The organism is Bradyrhizobium sp. S3.12.5, assembly GCF_040548225.1.
Taxonomy (GTDB): Bacteria; Pseudomonadota; Alphaproteobacteria; order Rhizobiales; family Xanthobacteraceae; genus Bradyrhizobium; species Bradyrhizobium cytisi.
In genome coordinates this window covers 56,096-74,459 of the sequence record NZ_JBEPRF010000024.1, presented here as the reverse complement: position 1 = coordinate 74,459, position 18,364 = coordinate 56,096, and the positions used below count along the sequence as shown (strand labels likewise).

The 18,364-nt window shown below is 64.4% G+C and carries 17 protein-coding genes; 10 read left to right on the top strand and 7 right to left on the bottom strand.

The window, feature by feature from the left end; translation table 11 throughout:
- Positions 1-121: 121 nt before the first annotated feature.
- Entirely contained in the window at positions 122-724 is a 603-nt protein-coding gene (gene ccmA, locus ABIC09_RS29600) for a heme ABC exporter ATP-binding protein CcmA (protein WP_354111461.1), read from the bottom strand.
- 243 nt (positions 725-967) lie between these two features.
- Here ccmA and acnA point away from each other — a divergent pair, with 243 nt between their 5' ends.
- The 3 genes from acnA to ABIC09_RS29585 all read left to right on the top strand — a co-directional run bounded on the left by acnA (position 968) and on the right by ABIC09_RS29585 (position 5,589).
- Entirely contained in the window at positions 968-3,688 is a 2,721-nt protein-coding gene (gene acnA, locus ABIC09_RS29595) for an aconitate hydratase AcnA (RefSeq protein WP_354031125.1), read from the top strand.
- Positions 3,689-3,918: 230 nt separating this feature from the next.
- A complete protein-coding gene (locus tag ABIC09_RS29590; RefSeq protein ID WP_354111460.1) occupies positions 3,919-4,698 on the top strand; it encodes a DUF1223 domain-containing protein in 780 nt (259 codons plus the stop codon).
- Positions 4,699-5,217: 519 nt separating this feature from the next.
- The gene (locus tag ABIC09_RS29585) at positions 5,218-5,589 is read left to right on the top strand and encodes a DUF2794 domain-containing protein (RefSeq protein WP_148755112.1); all 372 of its coding nucleotides are present in this window, start codon (positions 5,218-5,220) and stop codon (positions 5,587-5,589) included.
- A gap of 113 nt (positions 5,590-5,702) precedes the next feature.
- On the opposite strand, the gene ABIC09_RS29580 is transcribed toward ABIC09_RS29585, so the two are convergent.
- The 4 genes from ABIC09_RS29580 to ABIC09_RS29565 form a co-directional block, all read right to left on the bottom strand.
- Entirely contained in the window at positions 5,703-6,233 is a 531-nt protein-coding gene (locus tag ABIC09_RS29580) for a GNAT family N-acetyltransferase (RefSeq protein WP_354031124.1), read from the bottom strand.
- Between the two features lie 230 nt (positions 6,234-6,463).
- On the bottom strand, positions 6,464-7,255 hold the full coding sequence (locus ABIC09_RS29575; protein ID WP_148755114.1) for a Bax inhibitor-1/YccA family protein: 792 nt from the start codon (positions 7,253-7,255) through the stop codon (positions 6,464-6,466).
- A 273-nt stretch (positions 7,256-7,528) separates the two neighbouring features.
- Positions 7,529-10,099, bottom strand: a complete 2,571-nt coding sequence (locus tag ABIC09_RS29570; RefSeq protein WP_354111459.1) for an ABC transporter permease — start codon at positions 10,097-10,099, stop codon at positions 7,529-7,531.
- Entirely contained in the window at positions 10,096-10,818 is a 723-nt protein-coding gene (locus ABIC09_RS29565) for an ABC transporter ATP-binding protein (RefSeq protein ID WP_148755116.1), read from the bottom strand. Before ABIC09_RS29565 ends, ABIC09_RS29570 begins: the two co-directional genes overlap by 4 nt.
- 55 nt (positions 10,819-10,873) lie before the next feature.
- Between ABIC09_RS29565 and ABIC09_RS29560 the strand changes: the two genes are divergently transcribed.
- The gene (locus ABIC09_RS29560; protein WP_187435309.1) at positions 10,874-11,509 is read left to right on the top strand and encodes an arylesterase; all 636 of its coding nucleotides are present in this window, start codon (positions 10,874-10,876) and stop codon (positions 11,507-11,509) included.
- Positions 11,510-11,684: 175 nt separating this feature from the next.
- A complete protein-coding gene (gene thpR / locus ABIC09_RS29555) occupies positions 11,685-12,221 on the top strand; it encodes an RNA 2',3'-cyclic phosphodiesterase (protein WP_354111458.1) in 537 nt (178 codons plus the stop codon).
- 18 nt (positions 12,222-12,239) lie between these two features.
- Here thpR and ABIC09_RS29550 read toward each other — a convergent pair whose 3' ends face one another.
- Entirely contained in the window at positions 12,240-12,644 is a 405-nt protein-coding gene (locus tag ABIC09_RS29550) for a type II toxin-antitoxin system VapC family toxin (protein ID WP_148755118.1), read from the bottom strand.
- Entirely contained in the window at positions 12,644-12,898 is a 255-nt protein-coding gene (locus tag ABIC09_RS29545; protein WP_148755119.1) for a type II toxin-antitoxin system VapB family antitoxin, read from the bottom strand. The genes ABIC09_RS29550 and ABIC09_RS29545 overlap by 1 nt, the downstream gene beginning before the upstream one ends.
- A 193-nt stretch (positions 12,899-13,091) precedes the next feature.
- Here ABIC09_RS29545 and zapE point away from each other — a divergent pair, with 193 nt between their 5' ends.
- The 5 genes from zapE to sucD all read left to right on the top strand — a co-directional run bounded on the left by zapE (position 13,092) and on the right by sucD (position 18,348).
- Positions 13,092-14,279 carry a cell division protein ZapE gene (gene zapE / locus ABIC09_RS29540; protein WP_354111457.1) on the top strand — a complete coding sequence of 396 codons (1,188 nt, stop codon included), beginning with the start codon at positions 13,092-13,094 and terminating at the stop codon, positions 14,277-14,279.
- Positions 14,280-14,565: 286 nt separating this feature from the next.
- A complete protein-coding gene (gene mdh / locus ABIC09_RS29535; RefSeq protein ID WP_063980412.1) occupies positions 14,566-15,534 on the top strand; it encodes a malate dehydrogenase in 969 nt (322 codons plus the stop codon).
- Positions 15,535-15,748: 214 nt separating this feature from the next.
- A complete protein-coding gene (gene sucC, locus ABIC09_RS29530; protein ID WP_148755122.1) occupies positions 15,749-16,945 on the top strand; it encodes an ADP-forming succinate--CoA ligase subunit beta in 1,197 nt (398 codons plus the stop codon).
- Between the two features lie 4 nt (positions 16,946-16,949).
- Positions 16,950-17,429: a DUF1579 family protein gene (locus ABIC09_RS29525; RefSeq protein WP_148755123.1), complete on the top strand. Its 480-nt coding sequence runs from the start codon at positions 16,950-16,952 to the stop codon at positions 17,427-17,429.
- A 34-nt stretch (positions 17,430-17,463) separates the two neighbouring features.
- On the top strand, positions 17,464-18,348 hold the full coding sequence (sucD, locus tag ABIC09_RS29520; protein WP_148755124.1) for a succinate--CoA ligase subunit alpha: 885 nt from the start codon (positions 17,464-17,466) through the stop codon (positions 18,346-18,348).
- Positions 18,349-18,364: the final 16 nt, after the last annotated feature.

The following is an 18,364-nucleotide window of genomic DNA, read 5'->3' as shown; positions in this document are numbered from 1 at the left end:
GCACTCCCTCCCCCGCTTGCGGGGGAGGGTTGGGGAGAGGGTGTCTCGACAACGAAGACTCCCCCTGGACTGAGGTCACGAGCCCGGTGCGGCCACTTGGAAAGCTGAGGGTTCATCGGATTCACACCATTCCCCCGATCCGCAGCTCCCGCGCCGCGATACCCAGCGCGGTATGCGTCGCCGCGATGATCAGGCCGCCGCGCGCCAGATGGTCGCGCATCAGGCCGCCGAACAAGTCCTGGCCGGCGACATCCAGCGCATTGGTCGGCTCGTCCAGCAGCCAGACCGGGCGGCGGACTGTCAGCAGCCGGGCCAGCGAGAGCCGGCGTCGCTGGCCTGCCGACAGGAAGGCGGCGGGCAGATCGGCGGCGTGGTCGAGGCCGACGGTGGCGAGGCTTTCAGCGGCGCCGCAGCGCTCGCCTCCCAGAAAATCAGCCCAGAATGACAGGTTTTCCGCCACGCTCAGCGCCGGCTTGAGGGCATCGCGATGGCCGAGATAGTGGCATTGCTCCGGCAGCGTCATTTCGGCGTCGCCCCCGTCGAGTACGATCCTGCCGCCAGCCGGAATGAGCAGGCCGGCAATCAGCCGCAGCAGCGAGGTCTTGCCCGATCCGTTGCGGCCCACCACCGCCACGACGTCGCCGGAGGCCGCCTCGAAGTCGAGCCCGGAAAATACCTCGCGACCGCCCCGCACGCAGGTGAGCCCCTGTCCAGAGAGCCGCATCTCGCCTCGTTTCAACCCGCTCAAAGCCGGGCCTCAGGAAAACTGGGGGTAGCGCATCAGAATTTTTGGCTCGCGAATTGCTGCGGTACGATTGTGGCTGTGGCGGCGCGGTTAGAAAGCTTCTATAAGCCCGGAACTACTTGATGCAGCAACTCAACCTGCCCCTGCAAGCGACCTAACCTGCTGCGCTGACGGTGTTACGATACCCCTTGCCGGGTATAACTAACAATTGGGATTTCCTACATGACCTCGCTCGACAGCTTCAAATGCAAAAAGACCCTCAAGGTCGGCGCCAAGACCTATGTCTATTACAGTCTGCCCACGGCCGAGAAGAATGGTCTGAAGGGAATTTCGAAACTCCCCTATTCGATGAAGGTCCTGCTCGAGAATCTCCTCCGCAACGAGGACGGGCGCTCGGTCAAGAAGGAGGACATCGTCGCGGTCTCGAAGTGGCTGCGCAAGAAGTCGCTGGAGCATGAGATCGCGTTCCGTCCCGCGCGCGTGCTGATGCAGGATTTTACCGGCGTGCCGGCGGTGGTCGACCTCGCCGCGATGCGCAACGCGATGCAGAGCCTCGGCGGCGATGCCGAGAAGATCAACCCGCTGGTCCCCGTCGATCTCGTCATCGACCACTCCGTGATTGTGAACTTCTTCGGTGACAACAAGGCTTTCGGCAAGAACGTCATCGAGGAATACAAGCAGAACCAGGAGCGCTACGAGTTCCTGAAGTGGGGCCAGAAGGCGTTCTCGAACTTCTCCGTCGTGCCGCCCGGCACCGGCATCTGCCACCAGGTCAATCTCGAATATCTCTCCCAGACGGTGTGGACCAAGAAGGAGAAGATGACGGTCGGCAAGAAGACCGGCACCTTCGAGGTCGCCTATCCCGACTCGCTCGTCGGCACTGACTCCCACACCACCATGGTCAACGGTCTCGCCGTGCTCGGCTGGGGCGTCGGCGGCATCGAGGCTGAAGCCTGCATGCTCGGCCAGCCGCTGTCGATGCTGCTGCCCAACGTCGTCGGCTTCAAGCTGAAGGGCGCGATGAAGGAAGGCGTCACCGCGACCGACCTCGTGCTGACCGTCACGCAGATGCTGCGCAAGCTCGGCGTGGTCGGCAAGTTCGTCGAGTTCTTCGGCCCCGGCCTCGACAATCTCTCCGTCGCCGACAAGGCGACCATCGCCAACATGGCGCCGGAATATGGCGCGACCTGCGGCTTCTTCCCGGTCGACGCCGCCGCGATCGACTACCTCAAGACCTCTGGCCGCGCCGCACCGCGCGTCGCGCTGGTGCAGGCCTATGCGAAGGCGCAAGGGCTGTTCCGCACCGCCAAGTCGGCCGATCCGGTGTTCACGGAAACGCTGACGCTCGATCTCGCTGACGTCGTGCCGTCGATGGCCGGTCCGAAGCGTCCCGAAGGCCGCATCGCGCTGCCTTCGGTCGCCGAAGGCTTTTCGCTCGCGCTCGGCACCGAGTACAAGAAGACCGAAGAACCCAACAAGCGCTTCGCCGTCGAAGGCAAGAACTTCGAGATCGGCCACGGCGACGTCGTGATCGCCGCCATCACCTCCTGCACCAATACCTCGAACCCGAGCGTCTTGATCGGTGCCGGCCTGCTCGCGCGTAACGCTGCGGCCAAGGGCCTCAAGGCCAAGCCGTGGGTGAAGACCTCGCTCGCTCCGGGCAGCCAGGTGGTCGCGGGCTATCTCGCCGATTCCGGTCTGCAGGCCGATCTCGACAAGGTCGGCTTCAACCTCGTCGGCTTCGGCTGCACCACCTGCATCGGCAATTCCGGCCCGCTGCCGGATGAGATCTCGAAGTCGATCAACGACAACGGCATCGTTGCCGCCGCGGTGCTCTCCGGTAACCGCAACTTCGAAGGCCGCGTCTCGCCGGACGTGCAGGCGAACTATCTGGCCTCGCCGCCGCTGGTCGTCGCGCATGCGCTCGCCGGCAGCGTCACCAAGAACCTCGCCGTCGAGCCGCTCGGCGAAGGCAAGGACGGCAAGCCGGTGTATCTGAAGGACATCTGGCCGACGACGAAGGAGATCAACGCCTTCATGAAGAAGTTCGTGACCGCGGCGATCTTCAAGAAGAAGTATGCCGACGTGTTCAAGGGCGACGCCAACTGGCGCAAGATCAAGACGGTCGAGAGCGAGACCTATCGCTGGAACATGTCTTCGACCTATGTGCAGAACCCGCCCTATTTCGACGGCATGAAGAAGGAGCCGGAGCCGGTCACCGATATCGTCGAGGCGCGCATCCTCGCCATGTTCGGCGACAAGATCACCACCGACCACATCTCGCCGGCCGGTTCGATCAAGCTCACCTCGCCCGCTGGCAAATATCTCAGCGAGCACCAAGTGCGGCCCGCCGACTTCAACCAGTACGGCACGCGTCGCGGCAACCATGAGGTGATGATGCGCGGCACCTTCGCCAACATCCGCATCAAGAACTTCATGCTCAAGGGCGCCGATGGAAACATCCCCGAGGGCGGTCTCACCAAGCACTGGCCCGACGGCGAGCAGATGTCGATCTACGACGCCGCGATGAAGTACCAGCAGGAGCAGGTGCCGCTGGTGGTGTTCGCCGGCGCCGAATACGGCAACGGCTCCTCGCGCGACTGGGCTGCGAAGGGTACGCGTCTGCTCGGCGTGCGCGCAGTGATCTGCCAGAGCTTCGAGCGCATCCATCGCTCCAACCTGGTCGGCATGGGCGTGCTGCCGCTGACCTTCGAGGACGGCACCTCCTGGTCGTCGCTCGGCCTGAAGGGCGACGAGAAGGTCACGCTGCGTGGCCTCGTCGGCGACCTTAGGCCGCGCCAGAAGCTGACCGCGGAGATTGTGTCCGGGGACGGTTCATTGCGGCGCGTTTCGCTGCTTTGCCGCATCGATACGCTGGACGAGCTCGATTATTACCGGAACGGCGGCATTCTGCATTATGTGCTGCGCAAGCTCGCGGCCTGAGCGCGAATTTGTGAACGGTGGCTCACTGCGACGTGAGTAGAAGGTTAAACAAAGGCGGCCTATCACAAGGCCGCCTTCGTGCATTACGGCATGCTTCAGATGGGCCCACCCGGCGGACACTTCGCATCGGGCGGAGTGCGCCGTGCCCGTAAGACTGCCGTGCCCGTAAGACTACGGTGACCATCGGGCGATAGGATATCCCTCCACGAAGACGAGATGTGACGTTCGACATGACTGGAATGATGGCTTCTCATTTGGTTTCGCGATGGTCCGGCGCACTCTGGTCGGGAGCACTGGGCATCTGCGCAATCGTCGCCGTCATCCGTCCCGCCCAGGCCGATCCCCGCGCCGTGGTCGAGCTCTTCACCTCGCAGGGCTGCTCCTCCTGCCCGCCCGCCGACAAGGTCATCGGCGACCTCGCCAAGGATCCCTCGATCATCGCGCTGAGCATGCCGATCGATTATTGGGACTATTTGGGCTGGAAGGACACGCTAGCAGATTCGCGTTTCTCGGCGCGGCAGCGCGCCTATTCACGCATGCGCGGTGACCGCGAGGTCTACACGCCGCAGGTCGTGGTCAATGGCGCTGTGCATGTCATCGGCAGCGATCGGGCCGGCATCGAAAGCGCGATCGGCAAGACTGACAAGGGGACTGGCGTGATGAGCGTGCCGGTGACGATGTCGCTGGCAGGCAAGCAGATCAATGTATCGGTGGCCGCGGGCAACGAGCCGGCGATCTCGCATGGCGAGGTCTGGATCTGCTCGATTGCGAAATCGGTGCCGATCGAGATCAGCCGCGGCGAGAATCGCGGACAGCAGATCACCTACCACAACGTGGTGCGCAATCTGCTCAAGGTCGGCGACTGGAACGGACATCCGGAAACCTGGACGGTGCCGCTTGAGAATCTCACCTCGCGCGATGGCGTCGATGGTGCGGTGGTCTATGTCCAGGACGGCAACCGCGAGAAGCCGGGCGCGATGCTGGGCGCGGCGTACACGTCACTGCACTGAAGCGACGCGCGCTCAAGATCGTCTCAAGACAATTTGTCTGTCGTCATTCCGGGGCGCGCGAAGCGCGAACTACGGTGCGCAATTGCGGCCAGCGACACCCCGACACAAACAAAAAAGGACCAACTTGCGTTGGCCCTCCTTGTCGCGCGTACAGACCCGATCCTGTTCGACCCCGGGGGGCTGGGGGCTGAGGAATCCGGAACCGAAAGGACCGGGTCAACGCACAGAGGTCTTTTCGCAGTGCAGGGCGGCGGGCGGTGGGCGGAAAAGCGGCGATCCTGTGATTCCTGCTAACGATCCCGTGACGGTTTGCCGCTGAGGAGTTCCACCGTTGCATGTGTCATGATTCGCAACCGGTCCGCGAGATAAGCCACGGTCCTTCAAGAGCGCTCCAAAAGAGCCCTTCAAGAGCCTCTTGCGGCGGGGAACAGTTGGCGCAATCATGCCATTGTCATGATCCGCGGCTCCGGGGACGGTCTTCGCGGAGGCGGGTCGTGCTGATGCGACAGGAGGCGCTGCATGAGCTTGACGCCGGAGGATGCCGATCCGAGCGAGCAGCGTGCAGTGGCGCGCCCCGCCGCTGCAAATGCCCAACTGAGCCGGGTGACGTTCAACCGGCTCGAGTTGAGCCGAATTCTCAATCTCTACGGCCGCATGGTCGCCGACGGCGAGTGGCGCGACTATGCCATCGACTTCCTGAAGGACCGCGCGGTGTTCTCGGTCTATCGCCGCGCCTCCGAAGTGCCGATCTACCGCATCGAGAAAGATCCGCGACTGGCCCGCAAGCAGGGCATGTACAGCGTGATCGCGGCGACCGGCCTGATCCTGCGCCGCGGCCACGAGCTCGACCGCGTGCTGCTGGTGATCGACCGGAAACTGGCGGTGGTGTAGCCACACCGACGCTGCAGTAGGGTGGGCAAAGGCGCAAAGCGCCGTGCCCACCATCTCTCCTCAATCGCCGCGCATTGTGGGCACGCTTCGCTTTACCCACCTACGAGTCCGGGTTATTTCGCCGGCACGGTGCTCGCGCCCTCGCCGAGGTCGCGCTGCATCATCACGGTATCCAGCCAGCGGCCGAACTTCAGGCCGACATTCGGGTGCGTGCCGATCATCTTGAAGCCGCCTCTGGTATGCACGCCGATCGAGCCGGCATTGGCGGAATCGCCGATGACCGCGATCATCTGGCGGAAGCCGCGCGCCTCGCATTCGATGATCAGCCGCTCCAGCAGCAGCGCGCCGATGCCGCGGCGGTGGAAGGCGGGATCGAGATAGATCGAGTTCTCGACCGTGAAGCGGTAGGCCGGGCGGGGCCGGTAGGCGCCGGCATAGGCGTAGCCGGCAACGCGGCCGTCGAGGACGGCGACGAAATAGGGATAGCCGCCGTCGACCAGCGTGCGATAGCGGCGCATCATCTCGGCGAGGTCAGGCGGCTCGATCTCGAACGTCGCGGTGCCCTCGCGGACGGCCTGCTGATAGATGGCGGTAATGGCGGGAAGGTCGGCCTCGGTCGTGGGCCTGATATCGGGTGTGGACATGGCGGAACATTAGAGCGTTCGCGCGGCGGCTGGAAGAGGCAACGGCGTTTCCACGCACTCCGTCATTGCGAGGAGCCCTTGCGACGAAGCAATCCAGAAATGCATCCGCGGGGGGAGTCTGGATTGCTCCGCTTCGCTCGCAATGACGGTGTTTGTGGGGACAGCTCGGCCCCAAACAAAAACCCCGGCCTCGCGGCCGGGGTTCGGATCCGTTCTCTCAGGTCTGGCGCTTAGTCGCGCTGGCCGAGGAGCTGCAGCAGCAGCGTGAACAGGTTGATGAAGTTCAGGTACAGCGACAGCGCACCGGAGATCGCCGCGCGCTCGGCGATGTCGCCGCCGGCCGAAGCGTAGCCGTAGATGTAGTCGTTCTTCAGCCGCTGCGTATCCCAGGCGGTGAGGCCCGCGAACACCAGCACACCGACCACCGACACGATGAACTGCAGCGCCGTGCTGGCCAGGAACAGGTTCACCAGGCTCGCGATGATGATGCCGATCAGGCCCATGAACAGGAACGAGCCCATGCCGCTCATGTCACGCTTGGTGGTGTAGCCGTAGAGGCTCAGCGCGCCGAAGGTCGCCGCGGTGATGAAGAACACCCGCACGATCGAGGTGTGCGTGTACACCAGGAAGATCGAGGACAGCGAGATGCCCATCAGCGCCGAGAACACCCAGAACAGGATCTGGGCGGTCGAGGGGGCGAGACGGTTGATGCCAGCCGAGATCACGAACACCATGGCGAGCGGCGCCAGCATGAACAGCCACTTCAGCGGGCTCACGAACATCGCGTAGCCGAACGGCGTCAGGAACAGCTTGCCGACGCGGACGGCTTCCGCGGTCGGAACGTCGGTCACGGCAGCCATGTAGACGCCGAGTGCGGCGAGGCCAGTGATGGCGAGGCCAATGCTCATGTAGTTGTAGATGCGCAGCATATAGGCGCGCAGACCGGCATCGACCGTCGCGGCGTCAACACGCCCGGCGGCCCTGCCGAAAGGAGAAGCGTAATTGCGGTCTAGGTCCGACATGGTCGAATTCCCGTTGGTTGGCCCGGTCCGGCATGAGGGTCGCCATGCCGCCGGTTCGTCAAACTCTATCTCGGATACCGATGTCTGCCGACATTAAATTTGGCTAACAATCGGGGCTCCGAACCCATCCGATATGTGGGAAACTAACACATTCGGTGCAACCGTCCACGCGCGGCCGAATGTCGCCCTTGGCGCGCAATCCTGACGAGCAGACGTGGTTAAGCGCGGGGAATCGCGCGATTCCGGTCCGGCGCAGCCTCCCGCTACCTTTTGTCACAAATTGCGCAACACCGTGGCAGGCTTTTTGTTCAACGCCAGCAGCGTGCCGGCGAGCCCGAGCCCGACGGTGACGATCAGGGCGGCGGCCACCACGCCGGCCGCGCTGCCGGCCTGCCAGACGAAGGTCAGCGTCATCAGCCGGGTTACGATCATCCAGGCCGCGATGCTGCCGGCAATCACGCCGAATACGGCGGTGGCGAGCCCGATCAGGAGATATTCGAGCGCATAAGCGCCGAGCAGCCGCAGCCGCGTGGCGCCCAGCGTCTTCAGGATCACCGCGTCATAGACCCGATGGCGGTGACCGGCGGCGAGCGCGCCGCCCAGCACCAGGATCGCCGAGATCAGGGTCACGGCGCTGGCGCCGCGGATCGCGAGCGCGAGGTTGGTCACGACCGCGCCGACCGTCTCCATCACCTCGCGCACGCGCACGCTCGTCACCATCGGATAGGCATCCGCCACCTGCTTGATGATCTTGCCGTCGCCGGTCGCATCGCCGCCGGCTTCGGTCAGCGTCGCGATGTGGGTATGCGGCGCGCCCTTGAAGGCGTTCGGCGAGAACACCAGCACGAAATTGATGCCGAGCCCCTGCCAGTCGATGGTGCGGAGATTGCCGATTTTCGCCGGGATGTCGCGGCCGAGCACGTTGACCACGACCTCGTCGCCGAGCTTGAGGCCGAGGCCGTCGGCGATCTTCTTCTCCATCGAGACCAGCGGCGGGCCGGAATAGTCGTTGCCCCACCATTCGCCCTCGACCACCTTGGAGCCCTTCGGCAGCTCGCCGGTGTAGGTCAGGCCACGGTCACTCTGCAGCACCCATTCGGAATCGGTGGTGGGCTTGAGGTCCTCGGCGCGGACGCCGCGCGCACCGACGATGCGCCCGCGCAGCATCGGCACGTCCTCGACCTTCGCGCCAGGGGCGATCTGGCGCAGATAATCGTCGAACGGTGCGGCCTGGGTGCTCGGAATGTCGATGAAGTAGAAGGACGGGGCATGGTCCGGGAGCGCCGCCAAAAACTGCCGGCGCAGATTGCCGTCGATCTGGGTGATGGTGACGAGCACGGCGAGGCCGAGACCGAGCGAGAGCACGACCGAGGGCGTCAGTGCGCCCGGCCGGTGGATGTTGGCGATCGCAAGCCGCAGCATGGTGAAGCGCGTGCGCGGCAGCCGTCGCGCGATGGCCATCAGCACGGCGGCGACACCGCGCAGCACTGCGAACACGACGACGGAGGAGGCCACGAACACCGCCGCGATGCGCTTGTCGAAGGACAGGCCGATCACGACCGCAACCAGCAGCGCGACGACGACGCCCATGAAAACGAGGTAGCTCCACCGCGGCCGATGCCATTCGGCAGCGATGGTGTCGCGGAATAGCGCGGCGACCGGCACGTCGTGCACGCGTCCAAGCGGCCACAGGCCGAAGGCGAGCGCGGTCAAAAGGCCGTAGACAAAGGACAGCGCGAGCTCGCCGGCATGCACGGCCGGCACCACCGGCAGCGGCAACAGCTTGCCGAACAGGCCGACGATGGCAAACGGCATCGCCGCGCCGAGCGCCAGGCCAATCACCGAACCGATCCCGGCGAGCAGGACGACCTGCGCGAGATAGATGCCGAACACGTCGCGCCCCGTGGCGCCAACGGCCTTGAGGGCCGCGATCACCTCGAGCCGGCGGTCGATATGGCTCTTCACCGCGTTGGCGACGCCGACGCCGCCCACCAAAAGCGCAGCGAGCCCGACCAGGGTCAGGAATTGCGTGAAGCGGCCGATATTGCGCTCGAGCTGCGGCGAGGCGTTGGAGCGGCTGCGGACTTCCCAGCCGGCCTGCGGCGCCGCGTTGCGCGCGTCCACAATGAAGGCATCGGTGGCACGGTCGCTGTTGGCGCTATCCGGCAGCTTCACCCGGTAGACCCAGCGCACCAGGCTGCCGGGCTGGATCAGGCCGGTGGCGCGCAGGGCGGCCTCGCTGACCAGGAAGCGCGGGCCGAAACCGATGCCGCCGGCGAGCTTATCGGGCTCGGCCTCGACGCTGCTGCGGATCTGGAAGGTCGCGGAGCCGATGGTGACGCGGTCGCCGATCTTGAGGGAGAGACGCGCAAGAAGCGTCGGATCGGCGGCGGCGCCGAACGCGCCGTCGCGCTCCGTGAGCAGATCGGTCAGCGGCAGTTGCGGCGCCAGCGTGAGTTGGCCGAGCATCGGGTAGGTGTCGTCGACCGCCTTCATCTCGACCAGCGCCAGCCTGCCCTCGGCCGAGCGCGCCATGCCGCGCAGGGTGGAGGCCACGGAGACTGTGCCGCGCGAGCGCAGGAAGGCAACTTCCTCGGGCTTGGCTTCGCGCTGGAACAGCACAAAGGAGACGTCGCCGCCGAGCAGCGTGCGCCCCTCGCGCGCGAGGCCGTCGCTCAGGCTCGCCGACACCGAGCCGACGCCGGCGATCGCCATCACGCCGAGCGCGATGCAGGCGATGAAGACGTAGAAGCCGCGCAGGCCCCCGCGCAATTCGCGCAGCGCGTAGCGCAGCGACAGTGCGACGCCGTTCGGCTTCGCAAACGGTTCGACAGCAATGCTCATGCTTTGGTCGTCTGCGTGTCGATGCGGCCCGAGCGCAGGCGGATCACGCGATCGCAGCGATGCGCGAGCGAGGAATCGTGCGTGACCAGCACCAGCGTCATACCGCGCTCGGCATGCTTGGTGAAGAGCAGATCTATGATCTGCTTTCCCGTGGTCTCGTCGAGATTGCCGGTCGGCTCGTCGGCGACGAGGATGGCGGGATCGGGTGCCAGCGCGCGCGCAAGCGCCACGCGTTGCTGCTCGCCGCCGGAGAGCTGCGTTGGATAATGATGCAGGCGATCACCGAGCCCGACCGATTGCAGCTCCTCGGCTGCGCGCTTGTTGGCATCGGGATTGCCGGCGAGCTCGAGCGGCACGGCGACGTTCTCCAGCGCCGTCATGGTCGGGATCAGATGGAAGGACTGGAAGACGATGCCGACCTGGCGGCCGCGGAAGCGGGCCAGCGCGTCCTCGTCGAGGGCATTGAAAGGCGTGCCGTTGACCACCACCTCTCCGCTATCAGGACGCTCCAGCCCCGCCATCACCATCAGCAGCGTGGATTTGCCCGAGCCTGACGGGCCGATCAGGCCGATCGTCTCCCCCGAGCCGACGCGCAGGCTGATATCCTTGAGGATGTGAACGCGTGCCGCCCCCGATCCCAATGAGAGATTGACGTTGGAGATGGCGATGGTGTCCGGCGCGGTGCCGGCGAGCGAAGAGGATTCGATGCGACTGTCCATGGTCCGGTCATATGGCAACTCCGCACGCGCGGTCGAGAGGCGTTACGGATTCTTCATGCACATAGCCGTGTTGATGCTCGCTTTGATGACGGTCGTGAACCCGGCTTGGGCAGAAGCGACCAAGCCGATCAAGCTTGTTGTTTTGGGCGATTCCTTGAGTGCCGGTCTCGGCCTTCCGGCCCAGGACGCGTTTCCGGCCAGGCTGCAAAAAGCCTTGCAAGCCAAAGGTATAGCCGTGGACATGACCAACGCAGGCGTGTCCGGCGACACCTCGTCGGGGGGCCGCGACCGGCTCGACTGGTCGGTGCCCGACGGAACCGAGGGCGTCATCGTCGAGCTCGGCGCCAATGACGCGCTGCGCGGCATCGACCCCGGCTTGACGCGCGCGGCGCTGACCGACATCGTCGGGCGTCTCAAGGCGCGCAAGATCGCCGTGTTGCTGTGTGGGATGCAGGCGCCGCCGAATTTGGGCGCGGATTATGGCGCGCGCTTCAATTCGATTTATCCGGATCTGGCGAAACAGTTCGACGTGCCGCTCTATCCGTTCTTCCTCGACGGTGTCGCGGCCGACGCCAAGCTCAACCAGGCCGACGGCATTCACCCGACTGCCGAAGGCGTCGACATCATCGTCGACAACATGCTGCCCACGGTAGAGGCATTCCTGCGCACGATCGGCGAGCAACGCCGCTGAAAAGCAGGCAGCGCCAACCCTGACAACCAGGGTTTTCCCGGTGTAGCCTCGGGCACTCTTCGCAGAGTCACACAACTGCGATAGGAATTGAAGTACAGATGATTCGTCGCCGGCTCTAAAATTTGGATATGATCCTTACCCTCGGATCATGCCCAAGCATCGGGAGTGCGAAACGATGCCGCGTTTGTTCACTGGTCTGGAAATCCCGGCCGAGGTCTGCCAGACGCTTTCCAATTTGCGAGGTGGCCTTCCAGGCGCCCGCTGGATCGATCCCGAAGATTATCACGTCACCCTGCGCTTCATCGGCGACATCGACGGCGTCTCCGCCAACGAGATCGCATCGATGCTGTTTCGCGTCGACCGCAAGCCTTTCGAAGTGAAAGTGCAGGGCTTGCAAAGCTTCGGCGGCCGCAAGCCGCGCGCGGTGGTTGCCACCATCACGCCGAGCAAGCCGCTGATGGAATTGCAGGCCGAACTCGAGCGCCTGATGCAGCGGATCGGCCTCGATCCGGAGGGGCGCAAATTCATTCCGCATGTCACGCTGGCCCGGCTGCATGACGCCACCGACCGCGACGTCGCCGACTATCTGTCGCTGCGCGGCTACTTCCCGAGCAAGGCGTTCACGGCCGAGCGGTTCGTGCTGTTCTCGTCGCGCGCGTCGACCGGCGGCGGCCCGTATGTGGTCGAGGACGCCTACGAGCTGTGCGAGTAAGGTCTTCACCTCGGCGCGCTATCGCAGCGGCGCCACGCCCGATCGGTTGATGTCGGTCTTCGCAAAGTCCTCGCCTTTGAACAGCAATGGTTCGCTGCGGGTGATGGCCAGCGCGTACGAAAAGCAGTCACCGTAGTTGAGAGACGCGGCGTGACGCCCCTTCCCGTAGCGCCGCCACGCGCGCCGTGCTGCATCGGCTTGTCCGGCATCGACCGACACGATCTCGGCGCCGATCTTGACGAGCCAAAGGTCGAACTCGCGGCCACCCGCATCGCCCAGTCGCGTCTCGATCACCATAGTTGCTTCAAGTACGGTTGCCGCGGAGATCAGGCGGATCGGATCATCCACGATCAGTCGCTCAATATCTGCTGCATCGTCTTCGTTGAGCGCGATTGCCACGATCGCCGACGTATCAATCACCATCAGCGCGGCAATCCATGCTCGTCATATCCGAGAATTTCCTCGGGCGTGCGGTCATCCACGACTCGCATTTCGCTCCAGCGTCGCCTGATCTCGGCCATGTCCTGCAGTAACGCGTCTTTGTGAGTTTGACCGCCCAGCCGGCGTAATCGCTCCTCAATGGCGCGCCTGGTTGCTGTCGTGATGTTCTCGCCGGTCAATTGCGCCAGGCTCCGGGCCAATTGCTCCGTTTCGGGGTCCTTGATGCTAAGTGCCATGGTGAGGTTCCTTGGTTCCTCAATAGGTATATTCTAGCCCAGTTGAGCGCAACAATAGATCCGTTCGGCGGACCCAACAGACCTGCAGGTAGGTCCTTCTCCTCCGCGCCATCTGCCCGCGAAGGACGGGACGCATAAGCCGTTGCGCCAATACGCAGTTGCAATTTCCGCCGGTCTCTGGCGGTAAAGAGCGATGCTCTCCACGCCCAGTTCCTCCTTCAGCGAAGTCTATCAAACCCAGATTGCCTCCGGCGCGATCGAGCCCGACGCTGCACAGGCCGAGGTGGCCGAGGCCTATGCGGCGCTCGACCTCAGGCTCGCGAGCTACAAGCCGCCGCGCAAGCAGGGGCTGCTCGCCCGCCTGTTCAACGGCGGCGACAAGGACGAGGCGCCGCGCGGGCTCTACGTCCATGGCGAGGTCGGCCGCGGCAAGACCATGCTGATGGATCTGTTCTTCCAGCACTCGACCGTCGAGCACAAGCGGCGCGCGCATTTCCACGAATTCATGGCGGACGTGCATGAGCGCATCTACGACTATCGCCAGAGCATCGCGCGTGGCGAGACCGCCGACGGCGACGTCATCGCGCTGACCGCGCATGCGATCTTCGAGGAGAGCTGGCTGCTCTGCTTCGACGAGTTCCACGTCACCGACATTGCGGACGCGATGATCCTCGGCCGCCTGTTCGCAAAGCTGTTCGAGCTCGGCACCGTCGTGGTCGCGACCTCCAACGTCGCGCCCGACGATCTCTACAAGGGCGGCCTGAACCGCGCGCTGTTCCTGCCCTTCATCAAGCAGATCACCGACCACATGGACGTGCGGCGGCTCGACGCGCGCACCGATTTCCGGCTCGAGAAACTTCAGGGCGTGCCGATGTGGCTGACGCCGGCGGACGGCGACGCCAACGCCGCGCTCGACCGCGCCTGGTCGAAGATGACCGGCAACGCCAAATGCAAGTCGCGCGACATTTCGATCAAGGGCCGCATCCTGCACGTGCCGTGCTCGGCCCATGGCGTGGCGCGCTTTGCCTTCGCCGATCTCTGCGAGAAGCCGCTGGGCGCATCCGACTACCTCAGACTGGCGCACGACTATCACACCATCCTGGTCGACCATATTCCAGTGATGGACTTTTCCCAGCGCAACGCGGCCAAGCGCTTCATCACGCTGATCGACACGCTCTATGACAATGCCGTGAAGCTGATGGCCTCGGCCGATGCCAACCCGATCTCGCTCTACCTCGCCGATGAGGGCAATGAGGCCAACGAGTTCAAGCGGACCGCGTCGCGCCTGATCGAGATGAGCTCGGAATCCTATCTGGCGCTGCCTCACGGCCGCAAGGATTCCGCCGCCAGCGGCTCGACCAAGGGCCTGGTGGAGACTTAAGTCCTATCCTCGCCGCCGCCTCCAGCCGATGTCATTCCGGGGCGCGACGAAGTCGCGAGCTATGGTGCGCAATCGCGCACCCGAGAATCCATCGTGCCACCAACTCTGCCGCCCAATGGATTCCGGGCCTGCGCCTGTCGGCGCATCCCGGAATGACGGACGGGGTATGCTGGCTGCAATCTCGGCAAGCCCGACAATTGGGCATCCGGCGACTTGAACGGCGGAAGCGAAAGGGATAACCACCCATTCAGTTTTTCCTCCTCACGTGTCTAAAGGACAGGTTCACATGGCGCGCGACAAGATTGCTTTGATTGGCTCCGGCCAGATCGGCGGAACGCTGGCTCACCTCATCGGCCTGAAAGAACTGGGTGACGTCGTGATGTTCGACATCGCCGAGGGCGTGCCACAGGGCAAGGCGCTGGACATCGCGCAGTCCTCGCCGGTCGACGGTTTTGACGCGCACTACACCGGCGCCAACTCCTACGAAGCGCTTGATAACGCCAAGGTCTGCATCGTCACCGCCGGCGTGCCGCGCAAGCCCGGCATGAGCCGCGACGACCTCCTCTCCATCAACCTCAAGGTCATGGAGCAGGTCGGTGCCGGCATCAAGAAGTACGCCCCCGACGCGTTCGTCATCTGCATCACCAACCCGCTCGACGCCATGGTCTGGGCGCTGCAGAAGGCCTCGGGCCTGCCGCACAAGAAGGTCGTCGGCATGGCCGGCGTGCTCGACTCGTCGCGCTTCCGCTACTTCCTGGCCGACGAGTTCAACGTCTCCGTTGAAGACGTCACCGCCTTCGTGCTCGGCGGTCATGGCGACACCATGGTGCCGCTGGTGAAGTACTCCACCGTCGCCGGCATCCCGCTGCCCGACCTCGTCAAGATGGGCTGGACCTCGCAGGCGCGCCTCGACGAGATCGTCGACCGCACCCGCAACGGCGGCGCCGAGATCGTCAATTTGCTCAAGACCGGCTCGGCCTTCTACGCGCCGGCGGCCTCCGCAATCGCGATGGCCGAGAGCTATCTGCGCGACAAGAAGCGCGTGCTGGCCTCGGCGGCGTACCTGAACGGCGAATACGGCGTGAAGGACATGTATGTCGGCGTCCCCGTCGTGATCGGCGCCAAGGGCGTCGAGCGCGTCGTCGAAATCGAGCTCACAGGCAAGGACCGCGAGGCCTTCGACAAGTCAGTCGGCGCGGTGCAGGGCCTCGTCGATGCCTGCAAGAAGATCGCACCCGATCTTCTCGGCCGCTAAGGGCCAACCAATCCCGCCGAAGATCGAAACCCGGTCTTCGGCGGTTTCATTTCCGGGCCCCGGCTGCAACTCTTGGTGAAGGCTGGCGGGTTCCGGTTCCGCGATTTCGATGTCATAGAATCCGGGTTGCAGTTCCTGTGGTATATGGTATGCCAGCCACAAGACTGAGGTGGGCCCCTAGGGGTCTCCGCCCGCGGGTTCAGGGAGCGACCATATGAATATCCATGAATATCAGGCCAAAGCGCTGCTGAGCGAGTTCGGCGTAGCGATCTCGAAGGGCGTTCCGGTCCTGAAGGCCGCTGACGCGGAAGCCGCCGCCAAGGCCCTTCCGGGCCCGGTCTGGGTGGTGAAGAGCCAGATCCATGCCGGCGGCCGCGGCAAGGGCAAGTTCAAGGAAGCCTCGGCCGGCGACAAGGGCGGCGTCCGCATCGCCAAGTCGGCCGCCGAGGTCACCGAATTCGCCAAGCAGATGCTCGGCGCCACCCTCGTCACGATCCAGACCGGCGCCGCCGGCAAGCAGGTCAACCGCCTCTACATCGAGGACGGCTCCGACATCGAGAAGGAATTCTATCTCTCGATCCTGGTCGACCGCGAGACCTCCCGCGTCTCGTTCGTGGTCTCGACCGAGGGCGGCGTCAACATCGAGGACGTCGCGCACAATAGCCCTGAGAAGATCGTGACCTTCTCGGTCGATCCCGCGACCGGCATCATGGGCCATCACGGCCGCACCGTTGCCAACGCGCTGAAGCTTTCCGGTGATCTCGCCAAGCAGGCCGAGAAGCTCACCGCGCAGCTCTATGCGGCCTTCGTCGCCAAGGACATGTCGATGCTGGAGATCAACCCGCTCGTCGTGACCAAGCAGGGCCAGCTCCGCGTGCTCGACGCCAAGGTGTCGTTCGACGACAATTCGCTGTTCCGTCATCCCGATGTGCTCGCGCTGCGCGACGAGACCGAGGAAGACGCCAAGGAAATCGAGGCGTCTAAGTACGACCTCAACTACGTCACCCTCGACGGCAATATCGGCTGCATGGTCAACGGCGCCGGTCTCGCCATGGCGACGATGGACATCATCAAGCTCTACGGCATGGCGCCGGCGAACTTCCTCGACGTCGGCGGCAGCGCCAGCAAGGAGAAGGTGGCGGCCGCGTTCAAGATCATCACCGCGGATCCCAACGTGAAGGGCATCCTGGTCAACATCTTCGGTGGTATCATGAAGTGCGACGTGATCGCCGAGGGCGTCACCGCCGCCGTGCGCGAGGTCGGCCTCAGCGTGCCGCTGGTGGTTCGCCTCGAAGGCACCAATGTCGAGCTCGGCAAGAAGATCATCCGTGAATCCGGCCTGAACGTGGTGCCGGCCGACAATCTCGACGACGCCGCGCAGAAGATCGTGAAGGCCGTCAAGGGAGGCTAAGGCCATGACCCAGGACCATCTCTCCGCATCAGCCCCACTTGCAGAGCATGCGCGTCTCGCCGCGTTCGCCGGTGAATGGAACGGCGAAGAGGTGGTCTTTCCGTCGCGCTGGATGGAAGGCGGGCCGGCGACCTCGCGCATCGTGGCGCGCATGGATCTCAATGGCTTCTATCTGATCCAGGACTCGGTGCAGATGCGTGAGGGCAAGCAGAGCTTCGCCACTCACGGCCTCTTCACCTGGGACCGCGACGACCGGACCTACAAGCTGTTCTGGTACGATTCACTCGGCTACACGCCGCCCTCGCCCGCCTCCGGCGGGTGGGTCGGTAAGACCCTGACGCTGGTGCGCGGCTCGCTCCGCGGCAATGCGCGCCACGTCTACGAGATCATCGACGACAATTCCTACTCGTTGAAGATCCAGTTCTCGCCGGACGCGGAAGGCTGGGCTGACGTGCTCACCGGCGTCTACCGCCGCATCCACTGACCTCTCACTCGTTAGTTTCGCGAAAGCACACCTCATGTCCATCCTGATCGACAAGAACACCAAGGTCATCTGCCAGGGCTTTACCGGCAAGAACGGTACCTTCCACTCGGAGGCCGCGATTGCCTATGGCACCAAGATGGTCGGCGGCACCTCGCCGGGCAAAGGCGGCGCGACCCATCTGGGCCTGCCGGTGTTCGACACCGTGCGCGAGGCGCGCGAGAAGACAGGCGCCGACGCCTCGGTGATCTACGTGCCGCCGCCGGGTGCCGCGGACGCGATCTGCGAAGCCATCGACGCCGAGATCCCGCTGATCGTCTGCATCACCGAGGGCATCCCGGTCATTGACATGGTCCGGGTGAAGCGCTCGCTGGCCGGCTCCAAGTCGCGCCTGATCGGGCCGAACTGCCCGGGCGTCATGACCGCCGGCGAATGCAAGATCGGCATCATGCCGGCCAACATCTTCAAGACCGGCTCGGTCGGCATCGTCTCCCGCTCGGGTACGCTGACCTATGAAGCCGTGTTCCAGACCTCCCAGGAAGGCCTCGGCCAGACCACTGCGGTCGGCATTGGCGGCGACCCGGTCAAGGGCACCGAGTTCATCGACGTCCTGGAAATGCTGCTGGCCGACCCCAAGACCGAATCGATCATCATGATCGGCGAGATCGGCGGCTCCGCCGAGGAAGACGCCGCCCAGTTCCTCAAGGACGAGGCCAAGCGCGGCCGCAAGAAGCCGATGGTCGGTTTCATCGCCGGCGTGACCGCACCTCCCGGCCGCCGCATGGGCCATGCCGGCGCGATCATCTCCGGTGGCAAGGGCGATGCCGGCTCCAAGACCGACGCGATGAAATCCGCAGGGATTACAGTGTCGCCGTCTCCCGCGCGTCTTGGCCACACGCTTGCCGAAAAGTTGAAAGGCTAATTCACTCCTTCGTGCT

Excerpts from the sequence above, each read along its gene's own strand:
- zapE (WP_354111457.1), top strand. The coding sequence starts at position 13,092 with ATGCTCTCCACGCCCAGTTCCTCCTTCAGCGAAGTCTATCAAACCCAG.
- thpR (WP_354111458.1), top strand. The coding sequence starts at position 11,685 with ATGCCGCGTTTGTTCACTGGTCTGGAAATCCCGGCCGAGGTCTGCCAG.
- ABIC09_RS29590 (WP_354111460.1), top strand. The coding sequence starts at position 3,919 with ATGACTGGAATGATGGCTTCTCATTTGGTTTCGCGATGGTCCGGCGCA.
- ABIC09_RS29580 (WP_354031124.1), bottom strand. The coding sequence starts at position 6,233 with ATGTCCACACCCGATATCAGGCCCACGACCGAGGCCGACCTTCCCGCC.
- mdh (WP_063980412.1), top strand. The coding sequence starts at position 14,566 with ATGGCGCGCGACAAGATTGCTTTGATTGGCTCCGGCCAGATCGGCGGA.
- ABIC09_RS29545 (WP_148755119.1), bottom strand. The coding sequence starts at position 12,898 with ATGGCACTTAGCATCAAGGACCCCGAAACGGAGCAATTGGCCCGGAGC.
- ABIC09_RS29525 (WP_148755123.1), top strand. The coding sequence starts at position 16,950 with ATGACCCAGGACCATCTCTCCGCATCAGCCCCACTTGCAGAGCATGCG.
- ABIC09_RS29585 (WP_148755112.1), top strand. The coding sequence starts at position 5,218 with ATGAGCTTGACGCCGGAGGATGCCGATCCGAGCGAGCAGCGTGCAGTG.
- ABIC09_RS29550 (WP_148755118.1), bottom strand. The coding sequence starts at position 12,644 with ATGGTGATTGATACGTCGGCGATCGTGGCAATCGCGCTCAACGAAGAC.
- ccmA (WP_354111461.1), bottom strand. The coding sequence starts at position 724 with ATGCGGCTCTCTGGACAGGGGCTCACCTGCGTGCGGGGCGGTCGCGAG.
- sucC (WP_148755122.1), top strand. The coding sequence starts at position 15,749 with ATGAATATCCATGAATATCAGGCCAAAGCGCTGCTGAGCGAGTTCGGC.
- ABIC09_RS29565 (WP_148755116.1), bottom strand. The coding sequence starts at position 10,818 with ATGGACAGTCGCATCGAATCCTCTTCGCTCGCCGGCACCGCGCCGGAC.
- ABIC09_RS29575 (WP_148755114.1), bottom strand. The coding sequence starts at position 7,255 with ATGTCGGACCTAGACCGCAATTACGCTTCTCCTTTCGGCAGGGCCGCC.
- ABIC09_RS29560 (WP_187435309.1), top strand. The coding sequence starts at position 10,874 with ATGCACATAGCCGTGTTGATGCTCGCTTTGATGACGGTCGTGAACCCG.
- acnA (WP_354031125.1), top strand. The coding sequence starts at position 968 with ATGACCTCGCTCGACAGCTTCAAATGCAAAAAGACCCTCAAGGTCGGC.
- ABIC09_RS29570 (WP_354111459.1), bottom strand. The coding sequence starts at position 10,099 with ATGAGCATTGCTGTCGAACCGTTTGCGAAGCCGAACGGCGTCGCACTG.
- sucD (WP_148755124.1), top strand. The coding sequence starts at position 17,464 with ATGTCCATCCTGATCGACAAGAACACCAAGGTCATCTGCCAGGGCTTT.